Source organism: Bacillus sp. FSL K6-0255, assembly GCF_045040725.1.
Lineage (GTDB): Bacteria > Bacillota > Bacilli > Bacillales > Bacillaceae > Bacillus > Bacillus subtilis.
On record NZ_CP150278.1, the window covers coordinates 3,516,885 to 3,539,841 of the forward strand.

Annotated in this window: 25 protein-coding genes; 2 read left to right on the forward strand and 23 right to left on the reverse strand. The window is 42.3% G+C overall.

The genetic code is table 11. The features are described 5' to 3' along the window. Window positions 1–31: 31 nt before the first annotated feature. The 14 genes from csrA to degS all read right to left on the reverse strand — a co-directional run bounded on the left by csrA (window position 32) and on the right by degS (window position 10,521). Window positions 32–256 (reverse strand): carbon storage regulator CsrA, encoded by a 225-nt coding sequence (csrA, locus tag MHB62_RS18315; protein WP_003219727.1) that lies wholly within the window; start codon window positions 254–256, stop codon window positions 32–34. Further along, window positions 250–681, reverse strand: coding sequence for a flagellar assembly protein FliW (gene fliW, locus MHB62_RS18320; protein ID WP_003228007.1), 432 nt, complete (start codon window positions 679–681; stop codon window positions 250–252). The genes csrA and fliW overlap by 7 nt, the downstream gene beginning before the upstream one ends. Before the next feature lie 20 nt (window positions 682–701). Next, window positions 702–1,277, reverse strand: coding sequence for a DUF6470 family protein (locus tag MHB62_RS18325; protein ID WP_003243053.1), 576 nt, complete (start codon window positions 1,275–1,277; stop codon window positions 702–704). Between the two features lie 46 nt (window positions 1,278–1,323). Further along, a complete protein-coding gene (gene flgL, locus MHB62_RS18330; protein WP_003228004.1) occupies window positions 1,324–2,220 on the reverse strand; it encodes a flagellar hook-associated protein FlgL in 897 nt (298 codons plus the stop codon). A 10-nt stretch (window positions 2,221–2,230) separates the two neighbouring features. Further along, complete coding sequence (gene flgK, locus MHB62_RS18335; protein ID WP_003228001.1) at window positions 2,231–3,754, reverse strand: flagellar hook-associated protein FlgK; 1,524 nt, start codon at window positions 3,752–3,754, stop codon at window positions 2,231–2,233. Window positions 3,755–3,772: 18 nt separating this feature from the next. Beyond that, window positions 3,773–4,255 (reverse strand): flagellar protein FlgN, encoded by a 483-nt coding sequence (gene flgN / locus MHB62_RS18340; protein ID WP_032722609.1) that lies wholly within the window; start codon window positions 4,253–4,255, stop codon window positions 3,773–3,775. Window positions 4,256–4,270: 15 nt separating this feature from the next. Continuing rightward, window positions 4,271–4,537, reverse strand: a complete 267-nt coding sequence (flgM, locus tag MHB62_RS18345) for a flagellar biosynthesis anti-sigma factor FlgM (RefSeq protein ID WP_014478128.1) — start codon at window positions 4,535–4,537, stop codon at window positions 4,271–4,273. A gap of 80 nt (window positions 4,538–4,617) precedes the next feature. Beyond that, window positions 4,618–5,037, reverse strand: a complete 420-nt coding sequence (locus tag MHB62_RS18350; protein WP_003227995.1) for a TIGR03826 family flagellar region protein — start codon at window positions 5,035–5,037, stop codon at window positions 4,618–4,620. Window positions 5,038–5,109: 72 nt separating this feature from the next. After that, window positions 5,110–5,832 (reverse strand): comF operon protein ComFC, encoded by a 723-nt coding sequence (gene comFC, locus MHB62_RS18355; RefSeq protein WP_014481051.1) that lies wholly within the window; start codon window positions 5,830–5,832, stop codon window positions 5,110–5,112. Beyond that, window positions 5,796–6,092: a late competence protein ComFB gene (comFB, locus tag MHB62_RS18360; protein ID WP_015483764.1), complete on the reverse strand. Its 297-nt coding sequence runs from the start codon at window positions 6,090–6,092 to the stop codon at window positions 5,796–5,798. The genes comFC and comFB overlap by 37 nt, the downstream gene beginning before the upstream one ends. A 59-nt stretch (window positions 6,093–6,151) precedes the next feature. Continuing rightward, window positions 6,152–7,543 (reverse strand): ATP-dependent helicase ComFA, encoded by a 1,392-nt coding sequence (gene comFA / locus MHB62_RS18365; protein ID WP_089172669.1) that lies wholly within the window; start codon window positions 7,541–7,543, stop codon window positions 6,152–6,154. A 105-nt stretch (window positions 7,544–7,648) separates the two neighbouring features. Beyond that, window positions 7,649–8,494 carry a DegV family protein gene (locus tag MHB62_RS18370; RefSeq protein WP_003244125.1) on the reverse strand — a complete coding sequence of 282 codons (846 nt, stop codon included), beginning with the start codon at window positions 8,492–8,494 and terminating at the stop codon, window positions 7,649–7,651. A gap of 97 nt (window positions 8,495–8,591) precedes the next feature. After that, window positions 8,592–9,281 (reverse strand): two-component system response regulator DegU, encoded by a 690-nt coding sequence (degU, locus tag MHB62_RS18375; RefSeq protein WP_003219701.1) that lies wholly within the window; start codon window positions 9,279–9,281, stop codon window positions 8,592–8,594. Window positions 9,282–9,363: 82 nt separating this feature from the next. After that, window positions 9,364–10,521 carry a two-component sensor histidine kinase DegS gene (gene degS, locus MHB62_RS18380; protein WP_003227983.1) on the reverse strand — a complete coding sequence of 386 codons (1,158 nt, stop codon included), beginning with the start codon at window positions 10,519–10,521 and terminating at the stop codon, window positions 9,364–9,366. A gap of 216 nt (window positions 10,522–10,737) precedes the next feature. Here degS and MHB62_RS18385 point away from each other — a divergent pair, with 216 nt between their 5' ends. Next, window positions 10,738–11,391 carry a YigZ family protein gene (locus tag MHB62_RS18385; protein WP_003227979.1) on the forward strand — a complete coding sequence of 218 codons (654 nt, stop codon included), beginning with the start codon at window positions 10,738–10,740 and terminating at the stop codon, window positions 11,389–11,391. Beyond that, window positions 11,391–12,566: a polyisoprenyl-teichoic acid--peptidoglycan teichoic acid transferase TagV gene (gene tagV, locus MHB62_RS18390; RefSeq protein WP_015714802.1), complete on the forward strand. Its 1,176-nt coding sequence runs from the start codon at window positions 11,391–11,393 to the stop codon at window positions 12,564–12,566. Before MHB62_RS18385 ends, tagV begins: the two co-directional genes overlap by 1 nt. Window positions 12,567–12,638: 72 nt before the next feature. Here tagV and MHB62_RS18395 read toward each other — a convergent pair whose 3' ends face one another. The 9 genes from MHB62_RS18395 to MHB62_RS18435 form a co-directional block, all read right to left on the reverse strand. Continuing rightward, window positions 12,639–13,715, reverse strand: coding sequence for an MraY family glycosyltransferase (locus MHB62_RS18395; RefSeq protein ID WP_003227975.1), 1,077 nt, complete (start codon window positions 13,713–13,715; stop codon window positions 12,639–12,641). A gap of 144 nt (window positions 13,716–13,859) precedes the next feature. Further along, the gene (tuaH, locus tag MHB62_RS18400; RefSeq protein WP_080287643.1) at window positions 13,860–15,053 is read right to left on the reverse strand and encodes a teichuronic acid biosynthesis protein TuaH; all 1,194 of its coding nucleotides are present in this window, start codon (window positions 15,051–15,053) and stop codon (window positions 13,860–13,862) included. A gap of 28 nt (window positions 15,054–15,081) precedes the next feature. After that, window positions 15,082–15,840 carry a teichuronic acid biosynthesis protein TuaG gene (gene tuaG / locus MHB62_RS18405; protein ID WP_003242619.1) on the reverse strand — a complete coding sequence of 253 codons (759 nt, stop codon included), beginning with the start codon at window positions 15,838–15,840 and terminating at the stop codon, window positions 15,082–15,084. A gap of 23 nt (window positions 15,841–15,863) precedes the next feature. Beyond that, on the reverse strand, window positions 15,864–16,544 hold the full coding sequence (tuaF, locus tag MHB62_RS18410; protein WP_017695313.1) for a teichuronic acid biosynthesis protein TuaF: 681 nt from the start codon (window positions 16,542–16,544) through the stop codon (window positions 15,864–15,866). A gap of 28 nt (window positions 16,545–16,572) precedes the next feature. Next, window positions 16,573–18,039, reverse strand: coding sequence for a teichuronic acid biosynthesis protein TuaE (gene tuaE, locus MHB62_RS18415; RefSeq protein WP_032722617.1), 1,467 nt, complete (start codon window positions 18,037–18,039; stop codon window positions 16,573–16,575). Window positions 18,040–18,123: 84 nt separating this feature from the next. Further along, on the reverse strand, window positions 18,124–19,509 hold the full coding sequence (gene tuaD, locus MHB62_RS18420; RefSeq protein WP_032722841.1) for a UDP-glucose 6-dehydrogenase TuaD: 1,386 nt from the start codon (window positions 19,507–19,509) through the stop codon (window positions 18,124–18,126). Between the two features lie 61 nt (window positions 19,510–19,570). Then, a complete protein-coding gene (tuaC, locus tag MHB62_RS18425; RefSeq protein WP_019712701.1) occupies window positions 19,571–20,740 on the reverse strand; it encodes a teichuronic acid biosynthesis protein TuaC in 1,170 nt (389 codons plus the stop codon). Beyond that, on the reverse strand, window positions 20,737–22,188 hold the full coding sequence (gene tuaB, locus MHB62_RS18430) for a teichuronic acid biosynthesis protein TuaB (protein WP_015483771.1): 1,452 nt from the start codon (window positions 22,186–22,188) through the stop codon (window positions 20,737–20,739). The genes tuaC and tuaB overlap by 4 nt, the downstream gene beginning before the upstream one ends. A gap of 55 nt (window positions 22,189–22,243) precedes the next feature. After that, window positions 22,244–22,903, reverse strand: a complete 660-nt coding sequence (locus MHB62_RS18435; RefSeq protein ID WP_003242561.1) for a sugar transferase — start codon at window positions 22,901–22,903, stop codon at window positions 22,244–22,246. Window positions 22,904–22,957 lie beyond the last annotated feature (54 nt).

Here is a 22,957-nt window from a genome sequence, read left to right on the forward strand (position 1 = left end):
TGATTTTGTTAATACAAAAATAAAAAAATCCTCACTTTTTTTGTGAGGATAATGCGGAGATCACATCGCTGGATAACGCTGCTGCACGGTTATTTTCTTCCTGAATGGTCAAGTAAATTTCTTTCCTGTGAATATCAATATGCTTTGGGGCGTCAATTCCAAGCTTCACTTGATCCCCTTCAACCGCAATCACTTTTACTTCAATATCAGCACCTATTTGAATCGCTTCGTTTATTTTCCGCGATAAAACTAGCATGATTCTCCTCCAATCGGATGCTTTGTCGTATATGAGGAGTCGTGTAAAACGACTTGCTTAGCCATCATGTTCTTGCGATTCACAATAATGGGAGCCAATAAATTCGCAGTAGACTTTTCAAATGGCTCTGCCATAGTCAATATTGTCATGACTTCTACGTCTTGAATATTATCGATATCCAAAAGTTCAGCAGTTGATTCATCAAGATCAAATTCATAATTCTTAAAAAAGATAAACGGACTTACGACGATAAACGCAAGATTTTCTGAAGTGACGGACTGCAGTGCCACGAATGGAGAGTCTTCTGAAAGCGGAAGTATGACGAACTGTTTTTCTTCTAAAAAGCCTGGAATCCCGCTTTCAAAAAGAATGATTTGTTCTTCTTTTATGTTCATTTGGCCATGGTACTTCGTATGAATGATCATTGTTCACGATCCTTTTCTTTTTACTTTTCGGGTGATTCTTTCGGGTATTCTACATCTATATTTAAATCAGGGTATTGAAGCATGTCAACCTTAACATTTCCTGGCGTATATTCAACAATTGGCTTATGCGGCTCAGCCTGAATAACAGGCTTTCGCGGCGTAATCTGCACATCAAGCTGTGACGGAGTATATTGTATTTTCACCCTCGAAAGAGAAGGAGCATAATTTTCGCCTAATTGAATTTGGTGCATTTCAGAGTTCCTCCTTGCTTGTGAAGCGATTGGGTTCCCCTTATTTTCAATCTTCATAAGCTCGTCGCCTTCTTCTGCAGTGCGTGCTATTCCCTCCATTACATCCTCATGCCCTTGTTGGGCGGCTTCTTCAATTCTCTTGAAAACATGCTTTCTGTCTAATTCTTCCCATGCTTGTGTCTGGTCAATCGTGAGTTTTCCAGGTGTCACCGATATTTCCATTTCCGCACTCGGCTGTTCGATCTCTAGATCAGCTTGAGGCTGCTCCATTTTTAAGCTGGCAGGCGTCGTTGTTAAACCAATTTTTCCTTGAACACTATGCATAATCAATCTGGGAATCTGCATCACTCTACCTCCTGAACTATAAAAAAAGCGAACTCCTAAGAGCCGCTTACTTTAAAAAGTCAATCAATGTAGGCTGAACAATTTGCGCATTAACGGCCAGAGTAGCCCTGTGCACACTTTGCTGCGCAATAAATTCAGTTATTACTTCTTCCAGTTCTACATCTTCATTGTCTGATAACACTTTGGTAGCTGTTTCTTCTTGCGCTGACAGTCTTGTATTAACCAGTTCAAGACGATTATATCTCGCTCCAAGATCAGATCGTTCAGCGCTCATGCCGTCAGAAAAATGATCAATATCATTTAAAACACTGTCCATGCCATCTAGCGAACCAGAATTTAGTGCTTTCTCAAAAGAATCAAGCATTTCAAATACATTCTGCCCGCTTTCAGAAGTGCCTCCAAAAGCTGACTTTGGATCTGAATTCACTTTCAATGACATATTATTTGATATATTGACTACGACATCAGCTGTATCAGAAATTGTATAAGTTCCGTCTCCGTTATCTGTAACCGGAGGCTTATCTGAATTTGTGCCATTAAAGATATATCTGCCGTTCACTTGTGTATTCGCAATATTTAAAAGCTGTTCCTTTAACTGCTTTACCTCTACGCCAATCGCTTGCCGCTCCGGCTCGCCGTTTGTATCATTTTGAGCTTCAACCGCTAATTCTCTGACCTTTGACAAGATGTCAATTCCTTCTGTAATGTTTGTTTCTGTGTTTTCGAGCCAGGTAAAGGCTTGAGAAGCATTGCTTTTGTACTGCTGCACTTGAGACAGTTGCGTATTATACTTTAAGCTTTTCATTGCTACTACAGGATCGTCGGAAGCTTTTGAGATTTTTTTTCCTGAAGAAATCTGCGACTGGAGTTTATCCAGCTTCGAGTAGCTCGAACCGATATATCTCAGTGAGTTTTGCTGTATCATGCCTTGTGTTACTCTCATGTGACTCTACCTACCTTCCTCCAACACCCATGCCGTTGATCACTTTATCAAGCAATTCGTCTTGTAAAGTCACCATTCTTGCAGCTGCATTGTATGCGTGTTGGAATTGAATCATATTCGTCATTTCTTCGTCTAAAGAAACTGCGCTCATTTGCTGACGGTTTATGTCAGCATCATTCAGCTGTGTTTCTGTATTAGACGCCAGTCGATTAGCCTCTTGAGCTTCGATCCCTAGCTCGCCAATCAGACCCGCATAATAATCTAAAACACTAGTTTCTTTACCGTTAATGGTTATTTTACCGGTTAAAACATTTGCTAATTTTGTAGCATTTGCGTTATCGTTGGCTGCGCCAGTCAGTGAGAAAGCAATGTTTGCGCCTTTTGAATCTATTATGCTGTCAGCCACTTTGATCTTGCCCGCCGCGCCCTTGGCAGGTTCAGTTTCACCGCCAGTAAAATCAAAAAAGTCTCCGCCTTGTTCACCGCTCTTGGTCACACCATTTCTGTGCACTTCATTGAAAGCTTTCGCGAATTCAAGCGCCATATTGTCAAGATCAGAAAGCATTTCCGGGTATACGCCCTTTTCTTGGCCGTCTGCTGTTATATACCCGTAAGACTCTATAAATCCTAAAAGGGATCCCTTGCTGCTAAAGGACTCCGCCTGCACAGCTGTATCCCCGATTGAAATACTTGATACTAATCCAGTTTCATTATCATAGTTGGCTGCAAGTTCTGAAACCTCGTAATTTTTACCGTCCAAAACAGTTCCTAGCGACTGTTTATTTTTATCAAGGATTTCAATTGATACAGTTCCTTCAGCAGATGCAAGTGCATTCCCGCCTGATTTGTTGTAGCTGACTTTGATATCAACCATTGAGGATAATTTATCGATCAGCAAATCTCGCTGGTCATATAAACCATTCGGAAGAAGCCCGACCGGCTCTACTTGTGCAATTTGCTTATTTAAACTGTTTAATTGAGAAAGCAGAGAATTGACATCCAACACAGTTGTATTTAGCTCTGCTTTTAAATTCGATTGGACATTTGTAAGTGATTCAGAAATATAATTAAACGTTTCAGCTACAGCTTGTCCTTTTCGAGCAACAACAGAACGTGCACTTTCTTCATTTGTATTATTCGATAATTCCTGCAGAGAATTCCAAAACGAATTGAGCACACTGTTCAAGCCGCTGTCATCCGTTTCATTTAAAACGCCTTCCATTTGGGACAGCGCTTTGGCCTTCGTGTCATAGTATCCGGCACTGTTGTTTTGAAGACGGTATTGGTAGTCAAGAAAGATATCTCTTATTCTCTCAACTGATTTTCCTTGAACGCCCGTACCCATTTGTCCCGCTGTTTTTTCTGCGTTTTTAGATACAGCAGGGAAATAGTCAGTTGCCTCCAATGAGACCCGCTGTCTTGTATAACCATCAGTATTGGCATTTGCCACGTTATTTGCAGTCGTGCTTAACGCTGCCTGCTGAGCGCTTAACGCCCGCCTTGCAGTTTCAAGCCCCATAAAGGTAGATGTCATTTTCTGAATTCCTTTCTGCTAAGCTTTTGAATCAAACAGTTTCATTTTGCTGCTTTTCGGCAGCTCAGCTTTAATTGATTTGCTGTAATTGAAGTTATTTTCCTTAGGAACCAGCATATCGTACGAAATAGAGATGAATTGCAGCGCGTCTCTTGTCAGCTGCCTATTCATCTCATTTACTTTTTTCAGACGTCCGAGAACTTGAGAAAGAGATTCGTATAGTTGTTCCAGCTCTTCCTTTTCACTGCCTGAGGTTTTGGTGATACATGCGGAAATAGTATTATTTTCGCTATATCCGAGAAAGGCCGAAGTTGTTTTGATCCGGTCATCTTCTGTCTGCGTGATTGCTTGAATATATTTTTGCTCTTTTGTCAAAATGTTAGAAAGCTCTTTTGTTTTGCCGGCTTTGAGCGCTTCCGTCTTTTCTTCAGACAGCGTGAGCAGGTGCTCATGCAGAACGCAAAGTCGCTTCAATTGTTCAATAATTGCCTTCGCTGACATGGGCTTTCTCCTTTTTTATTGCTTTTTATAAAAATTAATCATATTTTTCGCGATATGATTTGCGTCTACTTTGTATGACCCGTTTTCAATTTGCGCTTTAAGCTGCGCAATTTTTTCCTGTCGTGAACCAGTGACTGCGTCGGATGCATGTTGCATTTCTTTAGCCTGTGATGAAATTTCAATTTTATCTTGAGGCTGTGCAGCAGTTTTTTGCACCGCTTGCTTATCATAATTTTTTTGATATGGATTAACGGATTGTGTTCCAAATTGATTGATTTTCATAGGATTCCTCTCGCTTTCCGTTGCAGTCTTTAAACAATCTTAACCCTTTTATCGACTGCGTTTTCAGTTAGTTTAGGGAATCAGCTGTTTTTGGTATTATAGGCATAGTATGTGTCTTTTTTACTATTTTCTTTCTCGATTTTCAGAGCATCCTCGTGGTTCAAATGATCCATTTGATCCTTAATATCGGACTGGCAAGCCTTGCAGAATTTGCCTTCTCTAATCGATGTCCCGCACCTTTCACAAGGGTATGCCAAATTAGGAAGATGAGTGATCTGAATTCGCTTCTGCCTGATGAATTTCAATATCAGCTCTTCTTCCACACCTGTTTCCTCAGTTATCCGGCTCAAAGTTGATTGCCGGTTTTCCTGTTTTCTTAAAAATTTATAGACAGTCTCAAATGATTTTTCTTCTTCCTTAATACACGCCTGACATACGGTTTGCAGCTTTGTTTTTAAAAATAAAGCATTGCATTTCGGACAATTAGCCAGTTCTCCCATCTTTTTTCTCCTTATTAGATAATATGCCTGTGTCAATTTCTAGTGATTATATCGGCATAAAAACAGAATCATTTAGCTTCTGATCAAGGTAAAAGATGACACTGAAGCGGCTTTTCCTTTTTCTAATAAGCAGCGGGCTGCGAAGTGCAAGGTGGCGCCTGTTGTATAAAGATCGTCTATTAAAATGATATTCATACCTTCTGCTGAATTATTTTTTGTATCAAAAATGCGCTCTGACAGCAGGCGTTCTGTTTTCTTTTTCTTTGACTGTTTCTCATTATTCAGGCGAATGAGGGGATGGTGGGAAGGCCGGTCTAAACATTCTGCCAAGAGCTGTGCCTGGTTAAATCCGCGCTCTTCTTCCCGTTCCTTGCTCAGCGGAATAGGTACAAGAACAAAATGCTTATCGGGGTAAACCTTAGAAAAGGTTGAAGAAAAATCACTTTTAAATGCATTTATGATTTCTGCATCTCCTCTAAATTTAAAACGGGAGAGCGTTTCTTTCATCATATCATTATATGTGTAAACTGAACGGTTCTGACGCAATAGCAAACTGTCTCTGATCCTTGTTCTCCACACCTCGCAATCCCTGCATACGGCATGAACAGATTGAGGTCTGCCGCACAGGGGGCAGATATGTCCTGTGATTTTCTTTAATTTGCTTCTGCAAGAATAACAAACCTTTTCATCAGGCTTTAGTAAAAAAAGGGCTCTCCATGTAACATCTTGAGAAAATTGCGAATCACATAATAAACAGATCAGTTTATGAATGCCTCCTCCTGCTTCGTTTGACATAAATCGCTTGGACTCTCTGAAACTACTGCAGCAGATTCAGCCAAAATGACAAGCATTGCTGTGTTTTTTTGTTTATCTACCAGCTCAGCTTTCGTATATGCGATCTTTTTAAGATCAGTAACGTAGGATGGACTCACTTTGTTTAAAGAAAGTGCCAATACATCGTTTTGGCATACTTGGCAAGTACAGGCCATATGAAGCTGGTCCATATATCGGTCGAGCAGTTCTTTCATTACGATTTCTTTTGAATTGACAAGCATTTTTACAGCTCCTCATCATCGGTTATATGAGTATACTGTACCACGTTTTCAAATAATGGCTAGTCTGTACATTCAACTTTTGCTGCCAATTCATTCATTTCTTTTATATGCTTTCTTGCATCGAGCATACTCTTTGTTTTGCCGAAGTGAAAGTAAATGACATCGCCGTCCGCATATTCTTTATGCCGGCCGGTTCTTCCTGCAATTTGAACAAGTGCGCTTTCCGTAAAGATAGGTGATTCCGCTCCTAGTACACCCGTTTGCACCTTGGGGACTGTGACGCCTCTTTCCAGTATTGTTGTTGTGATTAATAAATCGAGCTGACCATCTCTGAATTGCTGCACTTTCTCCTTTCTATGCTTGTCTTCCGCGTGCACAGATGCGGTTCGGCAATGAACACCTCTAAAGCACGCAGCAGCCTTTTCCAGAATAGAAACGGAAGGAACGAATAAAAAAACAGGCCTCCCTTCTTTTATATGAAACTCTATCCATCTTTTCACCGCTGGCGGAATTTTATTTCGGTTTAATTTCTTCTTCCAGTTTCCACACCATACAAAGCGCGGTTCGGGTAAAGGTTTCCGGTGGTGTCTTGCGGGGATGCGAACTGAATGTAACTGTCCGTTCAGTGCTTTTCTTTTTAATTCTTTAGGAGGTGTTGCACTTAAATAAACGAGGGTGCTGTTTTTCTTTCTTGCTTTTTGAACAGCGAATTGAAGGGTTTGATCAGCAGAATATGGAAAAGCGTCAACTTCATCAATGATCATAACATCGATTGCATCTTTATATCGCAAAAGCTGATGCGTAGTGGAAATCATAAGCGGAGATAGCCGCCCTTTGTCATCGCTTCCTCCGTAAAGCGCTGAAATGTCAGCACCCTGAAAGGCAGCCTTGAGTCTTGGAGCAAGCTCTAATACAACATCGGTGCGAGGTGTTGCAATACATACACGCAGTCCTTGATTTAACGCTGATTCTATACCAGGAAACAGCATTTCTGTTTTGCCAGCGCCGCAAACCGCCCAGATGAGGAGCTCTTCTTTTTTTGATATTGCTTCAATTAAAACATTGGCGGCTTTTTGCTGTCCGCTTGAAAGCTTGCCATCCCATGTCAGCTTAATAGACTTCCAGTTTGATTCATTTTCCTCTTTCCATGAATATAAAGGAACCTCCTCACTCACTCTGCCCATCATGACACAGGAACGGCAATACAGCTTATTCTTTCCAGATGAGTGATAAAAAGAAAAATACCGCTGATCAGTTTGTCCGCACCTATTACATCTATATCTCCGTTTATTTATGGATATAGAATTTTCAGCAGTGATATATCCATTCTTGATATGCCATTCAATCATCTCATCGGAAAATGAGAGCTCAGTCCTGAGCAAATGACGGCTTCGAAGCGTCTGCTGCAATTCTTTTGAAAAGGAACCGTTTTTTTCAACTGGCACATTCACATAGCACGCCTCCTTTCGAAACAGTATGCCTGAATGAATATTTTCTGTCCAACTATTAAAATAAGAATATAAAAAAATCTCCGCTCTAAAAACGGAGATTTGGCCTTATTTAAAACACCAGCAAATTCCTAACGCACCTTCACCCAAATGAGTGCCGATTACCGCGCCAAAATAGCTGTTATAAAATTCAACATGAGGATATTTTGCAGAAAGCTCTTCAATGATTTTCGCTGCTTCTTCCTCTCGATTAGCGTGGATAACAGCAGCTCGCATAGGCAACCCTTTACTCGCATCTTCGTCTAAAAGCTCATAAATTCGCGAAATTGCTTTTTTACGTGTGCGAATCTTCTCAAAAGGCACAATTACCTTATTGTCAAAATGAAGGATAGGCTTTACCTTTAGAAGACTACCAATGAAGGCTTGGGCGCTGCTTAATCGCCCGCCGCGCTGAAGATGGGCTAAGTCATCTACCATAAAATAAGCTCGAACTGTTTTTTTCATTTCTTCCAGTTCTTTTATAATATCTTCCGGCGATGATGCTCCGTTTTTGATTAATTCAGCAGCTTTAAGGGCATAAAAGCCTTGAGCCAAGCAGCTGATCTCTGAGTCAAATGGATACACATCAATATTGTCGACCATCGAATCAGCCGCTGCTGCACTGCTGAATGTTCCGCTGATCCCGCTGGAAAGATGGATACTGATAACCGCATCATAAGACTTGCCAAGCTCTTCATACAACGCAACCAGCTCGCCGATTGGCGGCTGAGAAGTCGTCGGGAGCTCATTATGTTTTTTCACTTCTTCATAAAAGCTTTTCCAGTCCAACTCAATTTCTTCACGGTAAGTCTCCTCCCTAAAAACAACCTGGAGAGGGATCATATGTATCTGATGTTGTTCACGCATTTCTTTCGGAATATATGCCGTGCTGTCTGTTACGACTGCAATATTCATAGCTTCGATACCTGCCTTATTGCTTTATAACTCTATTGTAAGGGAAACGGCAGCCTAAAAAAAGACCTGCCTAGTAAAAGGCAAGTCTCCTATTATACTATCTCATTTCTACCCAGCCATTTTTAATGGCGACCACAACGGCTTGCGTCCGGTCGTTTACATTCATTTTTTGTAAAATATTGCTGACATGGTTTTTAACGGTTTTCTCACTGATAAACAATGATTCACCAATACCGCGGTTGCTTTTTCCGTCTGCAAGCATCTGCAGCACTTCACATTCCCGCCTAGTTAAAATATGTAATGGTCTGCGGATTTCAGGGTAAACCTCATGTTGAGGGTGTGCAGAAACTCCGCTTGTTGCAAGGCGGCGGAATTCGTTAACGAGGTTGTGAGTAACCTTCGGATGGAGGTAAGATCCGCCCTCAGCCACTACTTTAACCGCTTCAATTAATGTATCAGCATCCATCTCTTTCAGCAGATAACCTCTTGCACCTGTTTTCAGGGCATGTGTTACATAATTTTCGTCATCGTGAATTGATAGAATAATTACTTTAGATTCAGGATACAGCTCTACAAGCTGTTTTGTAGCTTCCACACCATTTACGTTTGGCATATTGATATCCATGATCACAACATCAGGATGATAGTGCTCAACAATACGAGCCGCTTCGTCCCCGTCATCACCTTCGGCTACCACTTCAAAGGTAGGTTCAAAATCCAATATCCGTTTAACACCTTCACGAAATAACTGATGGTCGTCGATAATAACAATGTTTACTTTAGTCACAAGCCACGCCTCCTTGTATTATTGTTCTATATACTCTAGCATTCGGTCAATATGCCTTTTGGCTCTATTTTACAAATCATAGTCAAAGAGATAACGGAACCTTAATCATAATAAATGTCCCAAGACCTATTTTCGAATCTATTGTCATCGTTCCTTCCAATAAATCTACTCTTTCTTTCATGCCCAGCAAGCCGAATGATTTGTTTTTCTTCTCTTTCGCTTCCTTCAGGTCGAACCCTTTACCGTTATCTTTTATCATTAAAATCACAAAATCCTTTGTGATCTCAACTTTGACTGTAATTTCTTCAGATTCAGAATGCTTTAGCGCATTAGACACAGCTTCCTGTGCGAGCCTGAAGAGCGCAACCTCAAACTGAGGCGCTAGCCTCTGATCCTCTGTTTCTCCAATGCACTGAAAATGTATTTTGACCTTCCCGTTATATTCCTCGGTTGTATATAGATATTTTCTTAAAGTTGGAATCAGGCCTAGGTCATCAAGGGCCATCGGTCTTAAATCATATATAATCCTTCTCACTTCGTAAAGGGCATTCCGAACATTTTGGCGTAGATTTTTAATTTCTTGGAATCCGTCCTCTGCGCCCCGGTCACGGAAAATCCGCTCGATTAATTCCGATCTCATCATAACATTCGCCAGCATTTGAGCGGGTCCGTCATGGATTTCTCTTGAGACTCTTTTTCGCTCTTCTTCCTGCGCCTCAATGATTCTTAAGCCGAAATCCTGTTTTGCCTGAGCATCAGCAAGAAGCAGTCCAACTTCGCGCAAATCCTGATTCAAGTAGTTGAGCACAACTGTAATTTGGCTTACTAATGATTCTGACCGCTCAATGATTTCCTGAAGCCCTAGCAATCTGCGCTCCAAATCGTCCCGCCGTTCGCGCAATTGCTTCTCACGCTGCTGGATCATCGTCAATTCTACCTGCAGCTTATGGGCTTTTTCATAAGCATTGCGGATTTCCTCTTCACTGAATCTATGAAAATTACGGCTGACCTCGGATAAACGGTTTCTCGCATGGCGAGTTTGCACTTCAAGTTTATCGCCAAGCTCAATCACTTCATACACCTGCTGTTTAATTTGTTTCAGTTCTTCGACCAGCTGTTCATACTGCTGGCGTGACTGCTCCCCGATTTGAAAAACTTCGTCCTTGCTCCCGTCAACGGTTTTCAGCATCTTCATCAAAATAGAATCCAGCACTTTGGAATCCATCTTTGTTTTATTCATAATTTCCCTCCGTCACGGCGTTGTCATATATTTTTATTATAAATGTAATTGATCTGCAAATTATGTCGAATTATAATGAAAGAATGCGTATATTCTAGAAAAAAACATTTTTATATACTCTCTACTCTTTATGATACCAAAATACGCACAAAAATTCTAAAGACTGTACGAAATTGTATAGGCAGTCTTTTATGCTTAGCAGGAGGGTCAGCTAGCATGCTGCACAGCTATTTTACTGTGAAAGAAGCAGGAGAACACGAGATTGTTATAGAAAAATCGCGTTTTATCTGTCATTTAAGCCGTGTTTCTACCGAACAAGAGGCACAGGAATTTATACAGAAAATAAAGAAACAGCACTGGAATGCGACTCATAATTGCTCGGCTTATGTTATTGGCGAGAATGATCATATCCAAAAAGCCAATGATGACGGGGAACCAAGCGGTACAGCGGGAGTGCCGATGCTCGAGGTTTTAAAAAAACGCAGGCTGAAGGATACTTGCGCCGTCGTTACACGCTACTTCGGAGGCATTAAGCTTGGTGCTGGCGGATTAATTCGCGCTTATGGGAAATCAGTGTCTGAAGGATTAAATCATATAGGTGTTGTAGAACGGAAGCTTATGCGAATCATGCATACTTCTGCAGATTACACATGGCTTGGCAAGATTGAAAATGAATTAAGGGAGTCACAATTTCTGTTAAAGGAAATCCATTATTCAGAAAATGTTGAATTCGAAACATACGTGGAAGAAAAGGAAACAAATGCTTTTTCTGAATGGATGACAGAACTGACAAATGGAAAGAGTGATATTAAAGAGGGAGAGTTGACGTATCTTGAAAAAGCCGTCAATCACATAAAGGAGACTGAATAATGGCTGAACGCGTTAGAGTGCGTGTGCGAAAAAAGAAAAAGAGCAAACGCAGGAAAATTTTAAAAAGAATAATGTTATTGTTCGCCCTTGCACTATTGGTAGTTGTAGGGCTTGGCGGGTATAAACTTTATAAAACCATTAACGCTGCGGATGAATCGTACGATGCCCTATCCCGCGGGAATAAATCAAATCTTCGCAACGAAGTTGTAGACATGAAGAAAAAACCATTTTCTATTTTATTTATGGGAATAGAGGATTACGCGACTAAAGGACAAAAAGGGAGATCAGACTCTCTTATTGTTGTTACCCTGGATCCCAAAAATAAAACCATGAAAATGCTGAGCATTCCGCGTGACACACGTGTGCAATTAGCTGGTGACACAACGGGAAGCAAGACGAAGATCAATGCCGCTTACAGCAAAGGCGGTAAAGATGAGACAGTTGAAACTGTTGAAAACTTCTTGCAAATCCCGATTGATAAATATGTCACAGTTGATTTTGACGGATTTAAAGATGTGATTAATGAAGTCGGCGGTATTGATGTTGACGTGCCTTTCGATTTCGATGAAAAAAGTGATGTAGACGAAAGCAAACGGATTTACTTCAAAAAAGGCGAGATGCATTTGAACGGCGAAGAAGCATTAGCATATGCCCGGATGAGAAAACAGGATAAACGCGGAGACTTTGGCCGTAATGACAGACAAAAACAAATCTTAAACGCGCTGATTGACCGCATGTCAAGTGCAAGCAACATTGCTAAAATTGATAAAATCGCAGAAAAAGCCAGCGAAAATGTTGAAACCAATATTCGCATTACTGAAGGTTTAGCGCTTCAGCAGATTTACAGCGGCTTTACCAGCAAAAAAATCGACACATTGAGCATTACAGGTTCTGATTTGTATTTAGGGCCTAACAACACATATTACTTTGAACCTGATGCTACAAATCTCGAGAAAGTCAGAAAAACGCTTCAAGAGCATTTAGATTATACTCCTGATACAAGCACTGGCATTTCCGGTACCGGAAATGCAACAGACGGGACTGACAGCTCAAGCAGTTCTGGCAGCACTGGCACAACAACTGACGGGACGACGAGCGGAAACAGCTATTCGAATGACAGCAGCACAAGCTCAAACAACAGTACAACGAATTCAACAACTGATTCATCCTATTAAAAAATGCCCGGTCCTTTTAGAGGATCGGGCATTTTTGCGCAGAAAAAAACTCCGGCACATAAGCCGGAGTTTTTAATTCCTTTTCACCAGCCGTTTATAAAACTTTGTAAACGGCTTAAATTTTTCATTCACGAGTCCTGTCACTTCTGCTATGATTTGCATAAAAATAATCAAAATGAAGATAATAAACAAAGAAAGCCAAATTGTGGCACTTTTAAGTACAATCGCACTGATACTGAAAATAAATCCAATTAAATAAATAACTAAGACCGACATCCGATGTGAAAGGCCAAAGGCCATCAGTCTATGGTGAATATGCGACTTATCCGGCGCTGAAATCGGCTGTTTGTTTAATATTCTTCTGATGATAGCAAATGTTGTATCAAAAATCGGTACGCCTAATATAATTATCGGGATAACGATACTGAACAATGTGACACTTTTATACAGGCCTAATAATGAAAGAATCGAAATACTATACCCTAAAAACAGTGATCCCGTATCTCCCATAAAGATTTTTGCCGGATGGAAGTTGTAAAACAAAAACCCCAGCGTGCTGGCAATAACGACTAATGAGAGTGACAGAATGAGCACTTTTCCGCCGGATAGCGCCATGACAGCAATCGTTGACAGGCCGATAACAGAAAGACCGGCAGCAAGGCCATCCAATCCATCAATCAGGTTAATTGCGTTCGTGATGCCGACAATCCATAATACCGTCAGCGGATAAGCCATCCATCCTAACTCAAATCGTTCTGTTAAAAAAGGTACTGAGAAAAAGTCCATTTTTAAGCCAGTGCTTACAATCATAATGGCTACACCTAATTGAATCAAAAACTTAACTTTTGCACTTAATTGATATTTATCGTCAAGAATACCTAACACAATAATGATGAATGCTCCGACTGTAATTGCCGTCATCCTTGTTTCTGTGTAAATACCGGATGCAAGCACGCCTGCAACCACCCCGATAAATATGGCCAGCCCGCCCATGCGGGGCATGATTTTGTCATGTACTTTTCGATTGCTGGGCTGGTCAACTGCACCTATTTTAATCGCAATCCTTTTTACGATTGGGGTTATGATTAAAACTGTCAGCAGCGAGACAATAAACGCAACAACAATGCGAATCATGCGTTCGTCAAGCATAAAGAAGTCTCCTTTGGAATTAAATGAAGTCTTTATTTATATAGAGAACCGTTCCTTCCATTATACCTTCTCCTTAGTTATTATAACAAGCTTCATCAAAAAGAAACACGTATAATCAAAAAACGCGCATCCCAATTTATAGGACTACGCATGTTTTTGAATCCCTGTATATTTCATAATTTGTCTAAATAAGCAATTCCAATCTTGTGTGCGAGCGATGTTTCGGCGCATTTCTTTATAGGTTTCGTCTCCGTTTTGTTCGAGAACTTTTTCACAAGCTGCTATAAAATCAATTGGATGATCACCTTCTACATATTCGTATACATACGGCTTTTGCATTTTTGAGGTTGACGGAAGATTAGAGCCGACGACAGGTTTTCCTGCCGCTAAAAATTCAAATAGTTTCAGTGGAAACACAGCTTGATTATACGGTGATTTTTTATAAGGCATGATGCCAATGTCGATAAGCTCCATAAAATGCGGAACTTCTTTCGGATCCGCCGGGCCGGTCCATATGACATTTGGAAGCCTCAGCAGCTCTTGAAACGAAACGTCACCATTGGTGGCATCCGGGCCAACCCATAAAAATGTCCAATCAGGCTTTTGCAGGGCGGCTTCTTCAATCATTTTAAAATCGAGCTTCGGTTTAATTCCGCCGATAAAACCTAACACTGTTCCTTCTCTCCCCTGCAGTATACTGCGATCGGGAGCTTGTTTATTTGCAGAAAACAGCTCATACTCCACACCGTTTTCCACTGTATGAACCTTTTCTCGTCCTGCAGTCAGTTTTTTGTCTACTTCCTTGTGAAGATAATCTGATGAACAGGTTATTGAATCTGCTCGTTGTATAATTCTCAGCTCTGCCGTTTTAATGACTTTTCGCCGGAATTCAGACAGCAGATTTGATCGGCCGCTGATCGGCGCCGCCCATAAGTCACTGCAGTCATAAATGACCTGATCCCAAGGATACAGCGAAGACAGCAGCGGGAATCCAGGAAACGTGTACCATAAACAGCAGCGTTCACCGTTTGCAGAAGCAGGTGTAAGCTCATCGAGTAATGGGGAGAGCTTATGTCTGTAAAAGACATCTGTATATCGTCCGAAACGAAACATTTTTTTCTGCAGCAGGTCTTTGACAGCGAATTGCCTGATGCCAGAATGGATTTCCTGAAACTCTTTCCCTTGGGCACGCGGAGCCGGGCATACCCAAATAACTTCCTTCGTTTCCTCCTGAGCAGCTAAAAATTCTGCCAGCCGGTGCCTTCTGTATCTCAATTGGTCTTTTCCCCATTCAGCAGTGGCAACGATGACATGAATGATTGCTTCTTTTGTTTCCACCTTCATCACCTTTTCTCTCTGTTTGCGGCTATAATCTTTTTTTCACCGCGTTTTTTGCATATTGAACAAAACACCATGTTGCTTTCATAAAATGAAGCCGTTCGATCTCCCTGTAGACAAACCACGTTTTTTTCGCAGCCTTCCATTTGTTGCTGGAAATTGAGTTATTGACAAGCCGATATTCAGCCAGGCATTCATTCATTCCATAGGCAGTAAATCCTTTTTTTAAAAGAGACAGCCATGTGGCTAAGTCCTGTCTCGTTCTGATATTCGGCATTTGGATCTGTCCCGTTTGCTCCCTGTCAATCATCACCGTCAAGCAGCCGATAATTGTATTTTTCAGGGCGTCATCGTACGTCAGGCTTTCCGGCGCATGAATAAATTTATCGAGTGGGGTCCCGTCCTGCGCCATTAAGCTGTAGCCCGTGAAAGAAAACGCACAGGAGCGCTCCATCATAAACTCAAGCTGCTTTTCCAGTTTGTCTTTTTTCCATTTGTCATCACTGTCCAAAAATGCTACGTAGCGCCCTTGAGCGCGTTCCAACGCTTTGTTGCGAGCAACCGCAGCTCCGGAGTTCTCTTCCAAATACACCACATGAATTCTTTCGTCTATTTTTTCATACTGCTGTAAAATGTCGCGGGTCCCATCCGTTGAGCAATCATCCACGATAATCATTTCCCAATGAGGATGGCTCTGATCTAATACCGAATGAACCGTGTCTTCAATATAGTCACGCGCATTATAGGAAGGTGTAATGACAGATACGAGAGGTTTCCAATTGGTCATGATCACATCTCCATCGTATGATTTTAAAAGGATTCTCTGAAAAATTCAGGAATGACAACGAACATAAAGGCAATCGTAAGGCCAATCATAACGCCGAGAACTGCTTTCTTTTTCGGAGACATACCGCCGCCTGCTGTCTCACTTACGGTTTCGGAATCAGTAACACTTGCCGCTTTCAGGTTAAGCTGTGTGTTTTTGAGTTCATATAAAAATCTCTCTTTATCCACTTTGGAATCCTCGCTCACCGACTCGCCTTCAAGCGCGTCTATGCTGCTGCGGATGACGGCTTCTCTTTCTGCATACAGCTTTTGATCATTTTTGAGGAAGGTGGAGGATATGGCGTTTAAGACAGATTCCGTTCTATCCTTATCCTCGTCACTATAGCTTAAAGTCAGTAACGATTTGGATTCCGTTTTGATTGTAAGCTTCTCTTTGATCTCTGCTACATCTTCATCCTTTTCATCAGGAAGCGCCTCCTTCAAAAAAGAGTCGCTCTTTAGCAGAAGCGGAATCTCTTCTGTGCTGTTATAAACCGGATGATCATAGCTCCCCACAGCCAAAGTATCTTCAGCTGTATAGCTCTTTTGATCAGCGATCTGTGACGGCAGGATATACCCCGCCGCACCTAATATAATTGGCACCGCTATGATCCAAATGATATTTTTTTTTATGCGACGGGCTATTCTTATCAATATATCGTTCATATAAGTCTCCCTGCTTTTTGTAGTCTGTTTATCTGTACATCGGCTCAGGCATTTGTCTGGATCGCCTTAACACATTCACGGCTGCGATGACGAGCGCCATAAACACCCAATGGAAAAATAAATTTGAAACAGAGCTTGGGCTGATACTTGATACCAGGAAACTGACCATAGCGGTAATAAGTCCTTCTGTGATCAGTTTTGACTGATTTTCTAATTTTCTTTCATAAAACTTGTAAAACACCCATATGAGGTAGGCATAAATGGACAGATATCCCAGCATGATGAACAAGCCAAAATTAGCCAGAATTTCAACAAGCCAGTTATGCACCTCTGCCACATTGTCAGTATCATATACAGCATAATGCTCAAGATAATAGGATACATTTCCTGCCCCGACTCCGAATCCGTATGAATCAAGGAAAAAATGCCAAGCGTTTTTCAGCAGATTTGCCCGAGCCACATTTGATGGAAGCCTGTCATGAAATGAATGCAGCGTCTGCGGGGCCAGAAACAGCTCCCAAAACTTTGAATAGATTTTGCTGGCGAAAAGAACTGCGAAAAGAGCAATTCCCGCCGCCGACAGCCATATAGCCATTTTCTTTAAAACAGGCGGCAATACAATGAAGATGTAGACAGCAATACCTGCAAAAATGCCCAGAAGGCTGGCTCTTGAACCAGTGGCAAAAATTAAATACAACGCACAGAGCGAGAGCACAAGGCCAACCGCCTTGATGTATCCATTCTTAATGTTTTTCATCATCGTGATGTAAAAAAAGAAGCTGATGGATAAAAAGGTCGCAAAGTCATTTTGATTAAAAAAGACCGATGTCGGATAATGCTGCTTATACTCCGGTCCGCTGTACAATGTGGAACTCGCAAGATGATGGTGGGTGATATGATTGTAAAAACCAATGATCATCAGAAATACCGTCATCACCAGCCAAATGGCATAAATAATCATCAGCCGCTCCATTTTTTGCACGTACATGACAATAAGATAAATGAAGAAAATTCCCATTGCCAATAAGGCTAAATACTTGAGGCCAACTGTTACCGACTTGGCCCACAGCAGAGAAACAAGGCCATATATAAACCAAAAGGCGAAAAAGAGTAAAATCCCTTTTACTTGCAGCCCATGCCATCTTTCAATATGGGTTCGATTCCGAACCATGCCGAAAATATGAAGGCAACCCGCTGCAATGAGCAGAAGCCGGTAAAGGAACAAACTGAAAAATCCAAGATGAATAGCGAAAAATGCATTATTTAAAAAAGTGCAGGCGATCAAAATATAGATTACAGCCATAAAGAGCCGTTCTTTTGTTGTAAATGCGGTTGCAAGCGTCAGTAAAAACAGGCCAATTGCCAACACCGCAAGCACAGCAGCCATCTGCATGAAACCTATATCTTTATGGATGGCTCCCAGCAATAGGACGACTCCAAATATAGCAGCGGTCAGTAACGCTAGCGTATGGACCGCTGATCGTTTGATACTCACATGTTTAACCCCTTTCCTGATGTTTCAGGAGCCGGCGGCCGAGCCTAGCAGCCGGCAGCTTCAACCAAGTAACACTTTTTCTTTTTATAAATTGACGCTTCCAAAGTCTTTAGCCAATTCTTCAAGCGGCAAGCCCGGAAAATACTTGTCAGAGGGTTCCGTTCCCCGAACAGCGGGACGGCCGATAGAGTGATAAATGTATCCGGCTGCCTGCATCTCTTCAAGTGAAAATAAATTTCTGCCGTCGATGATGACTGGCTGTTTTAAGAGACTTTTCACTTTTACAAGCTCCATTTCTTTTACTTCCGGCCAATCCGTTAAAATCAGGCATGCATCAGTGTCTTCAATCGCAGCATACACATCTGTGTAATACTCGACCTGTTCGCCAAGGATCGCTGAAGCTTCAGGAATAGCAATCGGATCGTATGCTTTTACATGGGCGCCCAGCTGCTGCAGCATTGGGATAATATCAAGCGCTGGAGCGGATCTCACATCGTTCGTATTCGGTTTGAAGGCTAATCCCAGGACTGAAATGGTTCTCCCTTTGACGCTTCCCATAACAGTCAAAAGTTTATCTACAATATGAACACGCTGCTTTTCGTTCGTTTCAATGACAGCTTCGATGAGCTTGAATGGATAGCCTGCCGATTTTGCGATTTGAAGCAACGCGGTTGTATCCTTTGGAAAACATGAACCGCCGAATCCAATACCCGCTTTAAGGAACTTTCTGCCGATACGGCTGTCAAGACCAACACCATCAGCAACTTTTGAAACGTCTGCGCCGACTCGCTCACAAATGTTTGCGATATCGTTGATAAAGGAAATCTTTGTCGCCAGAAATGCATTCGCGGCGTATTTAATCATTTCTGCACTTTCTAGGTTTGTTTTAATGACAGGAGCATGGAATGGCTGATGAAGTTCCTCAATGATGGCAGCGGCTTTATGACTTGTTGAACCAATCACGGCACGCTCCATATTCATCGTGTCATGAATCGCTGACCCTTCCCGAAGGAATTCAGGGTTAGATACAACATCAAATGAGTATCTCCCCTTTGAGGCTTTTTGAACGATAGATTGCACCAGTTTCCCTGTTCCAACCGGGACTGTGCTTTTATTTACGATCACTTTGTAGCCGTTAAGATGCTCACCGATTGTTTTCGCCGCCGCTTTGACGTACGTTAAATCAGCTTCACCTGTTTTGGACATAGGCGTTCCGACTGCAATATAAATAATATCTGAGGCCCGAATGGCAGACGGGATATCGTTCGTAAAGGTCAAGCGCTGATCCAGCACATTTTTTTCAACTAAGTCTGCAAGCCCTGGTTCATAGATTGGGATTACCCCATTTTTCAGACTTCTGATTTTTGATTCATCGATATCACAGCAAACAACTTTATTGCCAATCTCCGCAAAGCAAGTGCCTGATACGAGTCCTACATAACCTGTTCCAATGACAGCTATTTTTTTCACAGCGCTCAACCCTCTCCTGTAAAATGATCTTCCTATTTATAATGGTCGCAGTGTCTTATGATTAAACGGATGTTTTCGTGACCGTCTGATACTGATGATGCAAGGCCTTGGCGTTTTTTCCTGCGTCAAATTGAGCCTGCACGGTTTCATACAAGTCATCTGCTACTTCCGGCTTCCATATTTGCTCATGTTCGTACCGAGTGATCGCTTCTGCCAAGGCTTGAGCGGATTTCGGTTTAATCAGCAGATGTTGGTGCTTTCCGAACAAAGACGACACTCCGCCAACATCCGTACAAATAACAGGAACCCTTAGCGCCAGCGCCTCAATCACAACAGTCGGCATCCCCTCACTGTAAGAAGGAAGTACAAATAGATCTGCCGCAAGTAAATAGTCTCTTACCTGATGATTCGGCACTTGGCCTGTGACGATATGCCCCTTCTGCGTCAGCGTCGATTTTGCGGGACCATCCCCGACAAAGACTGCCTTAGGAGAGTCCTGCAGCGATTCGATCGCTTCAGACAGTTCAAAAATGCCTTTCTCTCTGACCAGCCGGCCGACATAGACAGCCAGACGCTGATCGAGCGGGAGTCCGAGTCTTTTTCTGATTTCCTCTTTCGTCTCCTCATTCTCCTGAAAACGGCTGAGCTGTATGCCGATTGGCAAAACCGAGCTGTCAAAGCCCGAAAGCTTTTTGGCTTCTTCCTGAAGCTTGTGGCTGACTGCTAAAACAACTGATGCAGAACCTACGGCACGCTTGAAGGCTTTAAACGCACCTTTGCTGTAATGCGGATAGACATTCACATCACTGCCATGCAAGGTCAGGACATAAGGAATTTGCGCTGACTCTGACACGACTGCCGCAGCCCCGCCCGATGGCATGGCAAAATGCGCATGGATCAGATCCGGATATAGGTCGCATTGTTTCATGGTTTTTAAAACGGCTGATGCGATTCTCCGATGAGGCTGCGCCCACTTCAGCTGGCCGGGAACTGCCCGATAGAAAGGCCGGTAAACCGGTATTCCCTTTCTAATCTCATACTCCGGTCTGGCATCCTTTTTTCGATATGTCTTTTTCAGCATGCGGACAGGCGCTGAATGAAAAGGCCGTGGGCATATCACAGTGATATCAAGCCCGAGTTTTTGCAGCTCTTGCACCTGTGTCTCATGAAACACACCCTCACCGGGTTTCATACTGCTCGGATATACGCTTGTGATCCACAAAATCTTCATGACAAACGTCCTTTTCTTAGTAGTTTGTTTTTCGTTTGAGGGTACGCTTTTACCAAAAGAAAGAGATAGCACAGCGCCCCGGCTGCAACTGAAATGGCCAGCCGCATTTCTGCCTGCATACTGAAGTGTTCGGTACTGAGGCTTACACCAAACGCGATGATGCCCATCGCCGCAGTAATCAGAAATGGCTTCATAATCGACTGGAAATAAGCTGAAAGGTTAAGCTTGATGACATATGCCAAAAGCCAGCGCCCAATAAGGAAATTAACAACGCTGATAATGGCATACACCCATGCGACTGTCAGCAGGCTTCCCGTCTGTACAGCTGCAAACAGTGATAATCCGTACAGCAGCAGCACGCCGGAATCCCAATAAAACGCTAAGTCAGCTCTTCCTTTAGCCAGCAACACAGATCCATTTGGATTCATGAGCACTCTTAGTATTCCGACAATCGCCAGAACATTTAGGATCGGAACAGCAGCAAGCCACTTTTCTCCGAAAACCGCTGTGATAAAGGCGTCTGACACAGACACGAGCCCGATTAGCAGCGGAAACGAAACAAGCGCCAGCATTTTTGTCATATTCAGAAAGCCTTCTCTGATCACGCTGTTTTCATATTTGTTTTTTGCGAAAACAGGGAATGCCACCCGTGTGACAATCGGATTGATCTTCAAAACCGGAATGGTGACAATCTGATAAGCGAGGTTATAAATCCCCAATGCTTCAGCACCAATAAACCGGCCGATCAAAATCATGTCGATATTTGCTCCCAGTCTGTTCACAAGACGGGATGAAAGCTGAAAGGCTCCAAAAGAAAAGAAATCCTTCATGCCTCTCAAATCAAAAACAAAAGCAGGATGCCACTTTTTTCGGTATACAGCCCAATATAAAATCCCTTTACTGGACTGCAGCAGGACTTGAGAAATCACGTACGCCAAAATCGCATCCATCATAAAAACCGCTATCGCTAAATATCCGAATGACAATACATTTGAAAAAATCTCTATTTTGCTTAACGTATTAAAATGCAGCTGCTTTTGCAGCATATACTGATATTGCTGTCCAATTGGCGCGATCAAAAACATAATCGCCAGAATCCGAACCAGAAACACCAGCTCTTCTCTTTGATAAAATCCCGCAATGACAGGACTGCTCACATATAAAAGAACAAACAGCAAAACGCCCGTCATAATGTTAAGCCAATACAATGTTGACAGCTGGCGCTCCGTCGCGTCGTCTCTCTGAATTAATGCTGCGCCAAAACCCATATCGAGCACAATCTGGGCGAAAACTGTAACCGTTGTGATCATGCCGACAAGCCCAAATTCTGTTAAGGTCATCATATTTCCAAGCAGGGCAAACTGAACAATTTGTATGATTGTAATACACATGGTTGAAATACTTGTCCACTTTGCACCGCTCATGATTTGTTTTGTAATACTTGGCATCATATTCCCTACTTCTTTTTAAGCTCAGATTGATGGTGAATAATGGCATTCTGTTTTATCTTGCACCATCACCCGTCCAAACTACTTTACAAGTTTTTAACATAATTTTTAATTCTAAAGTGAAAGTCAGATTGCGAATGTAATATAAATCAAATATCAGCTTTTCCTTCGGCGTCATATCGTAACCGCCGTTCACCTGAGCCCAGCCGCTCAATCCCGGTTTAACAGCCAGACGCTGTGTAAAGCCTGGAATCTCATTCTGGAATTTTTCCGTAAATACGGGCCGTTCCGGACGAGGGCCAATCATACTCATATCGCCTTTCAGCACATTAAACAGCTGAGGAAGCTCGTCAATTCTCGTTCTTCTGATAAAAGCTCCGATCCTTGTCACCCGCGGATCTTGCTTCTGTGCCCAAACCGCCCCAGACTTCTCGGCATCTATTTTCATGGAACGAAGCTTATAAAGCTTAAATGGTTTCCCGCCTTTCCCTACGCGTTCCTGCGTATAAATGGCAGGCCCCGGCGTCTCCAAACAAATCAAAATTGAAAATACCGCAATCATTGGCAGCGCAATCGCCAACCCAATGAGCGCAAACCAAATATCCATTACGCGCTTTATTGCCAAATAACGAGCCGTCTTTTCAGATAATGTAAAAGAATGTATTTGCTGAACTGAGAATTCACGACTCACATTCATGCTTTTCTCTGCACTCACTGACACACACCTCACGATTTGTTTGGGATGTTATGATGACCTATGCCAGTCAGT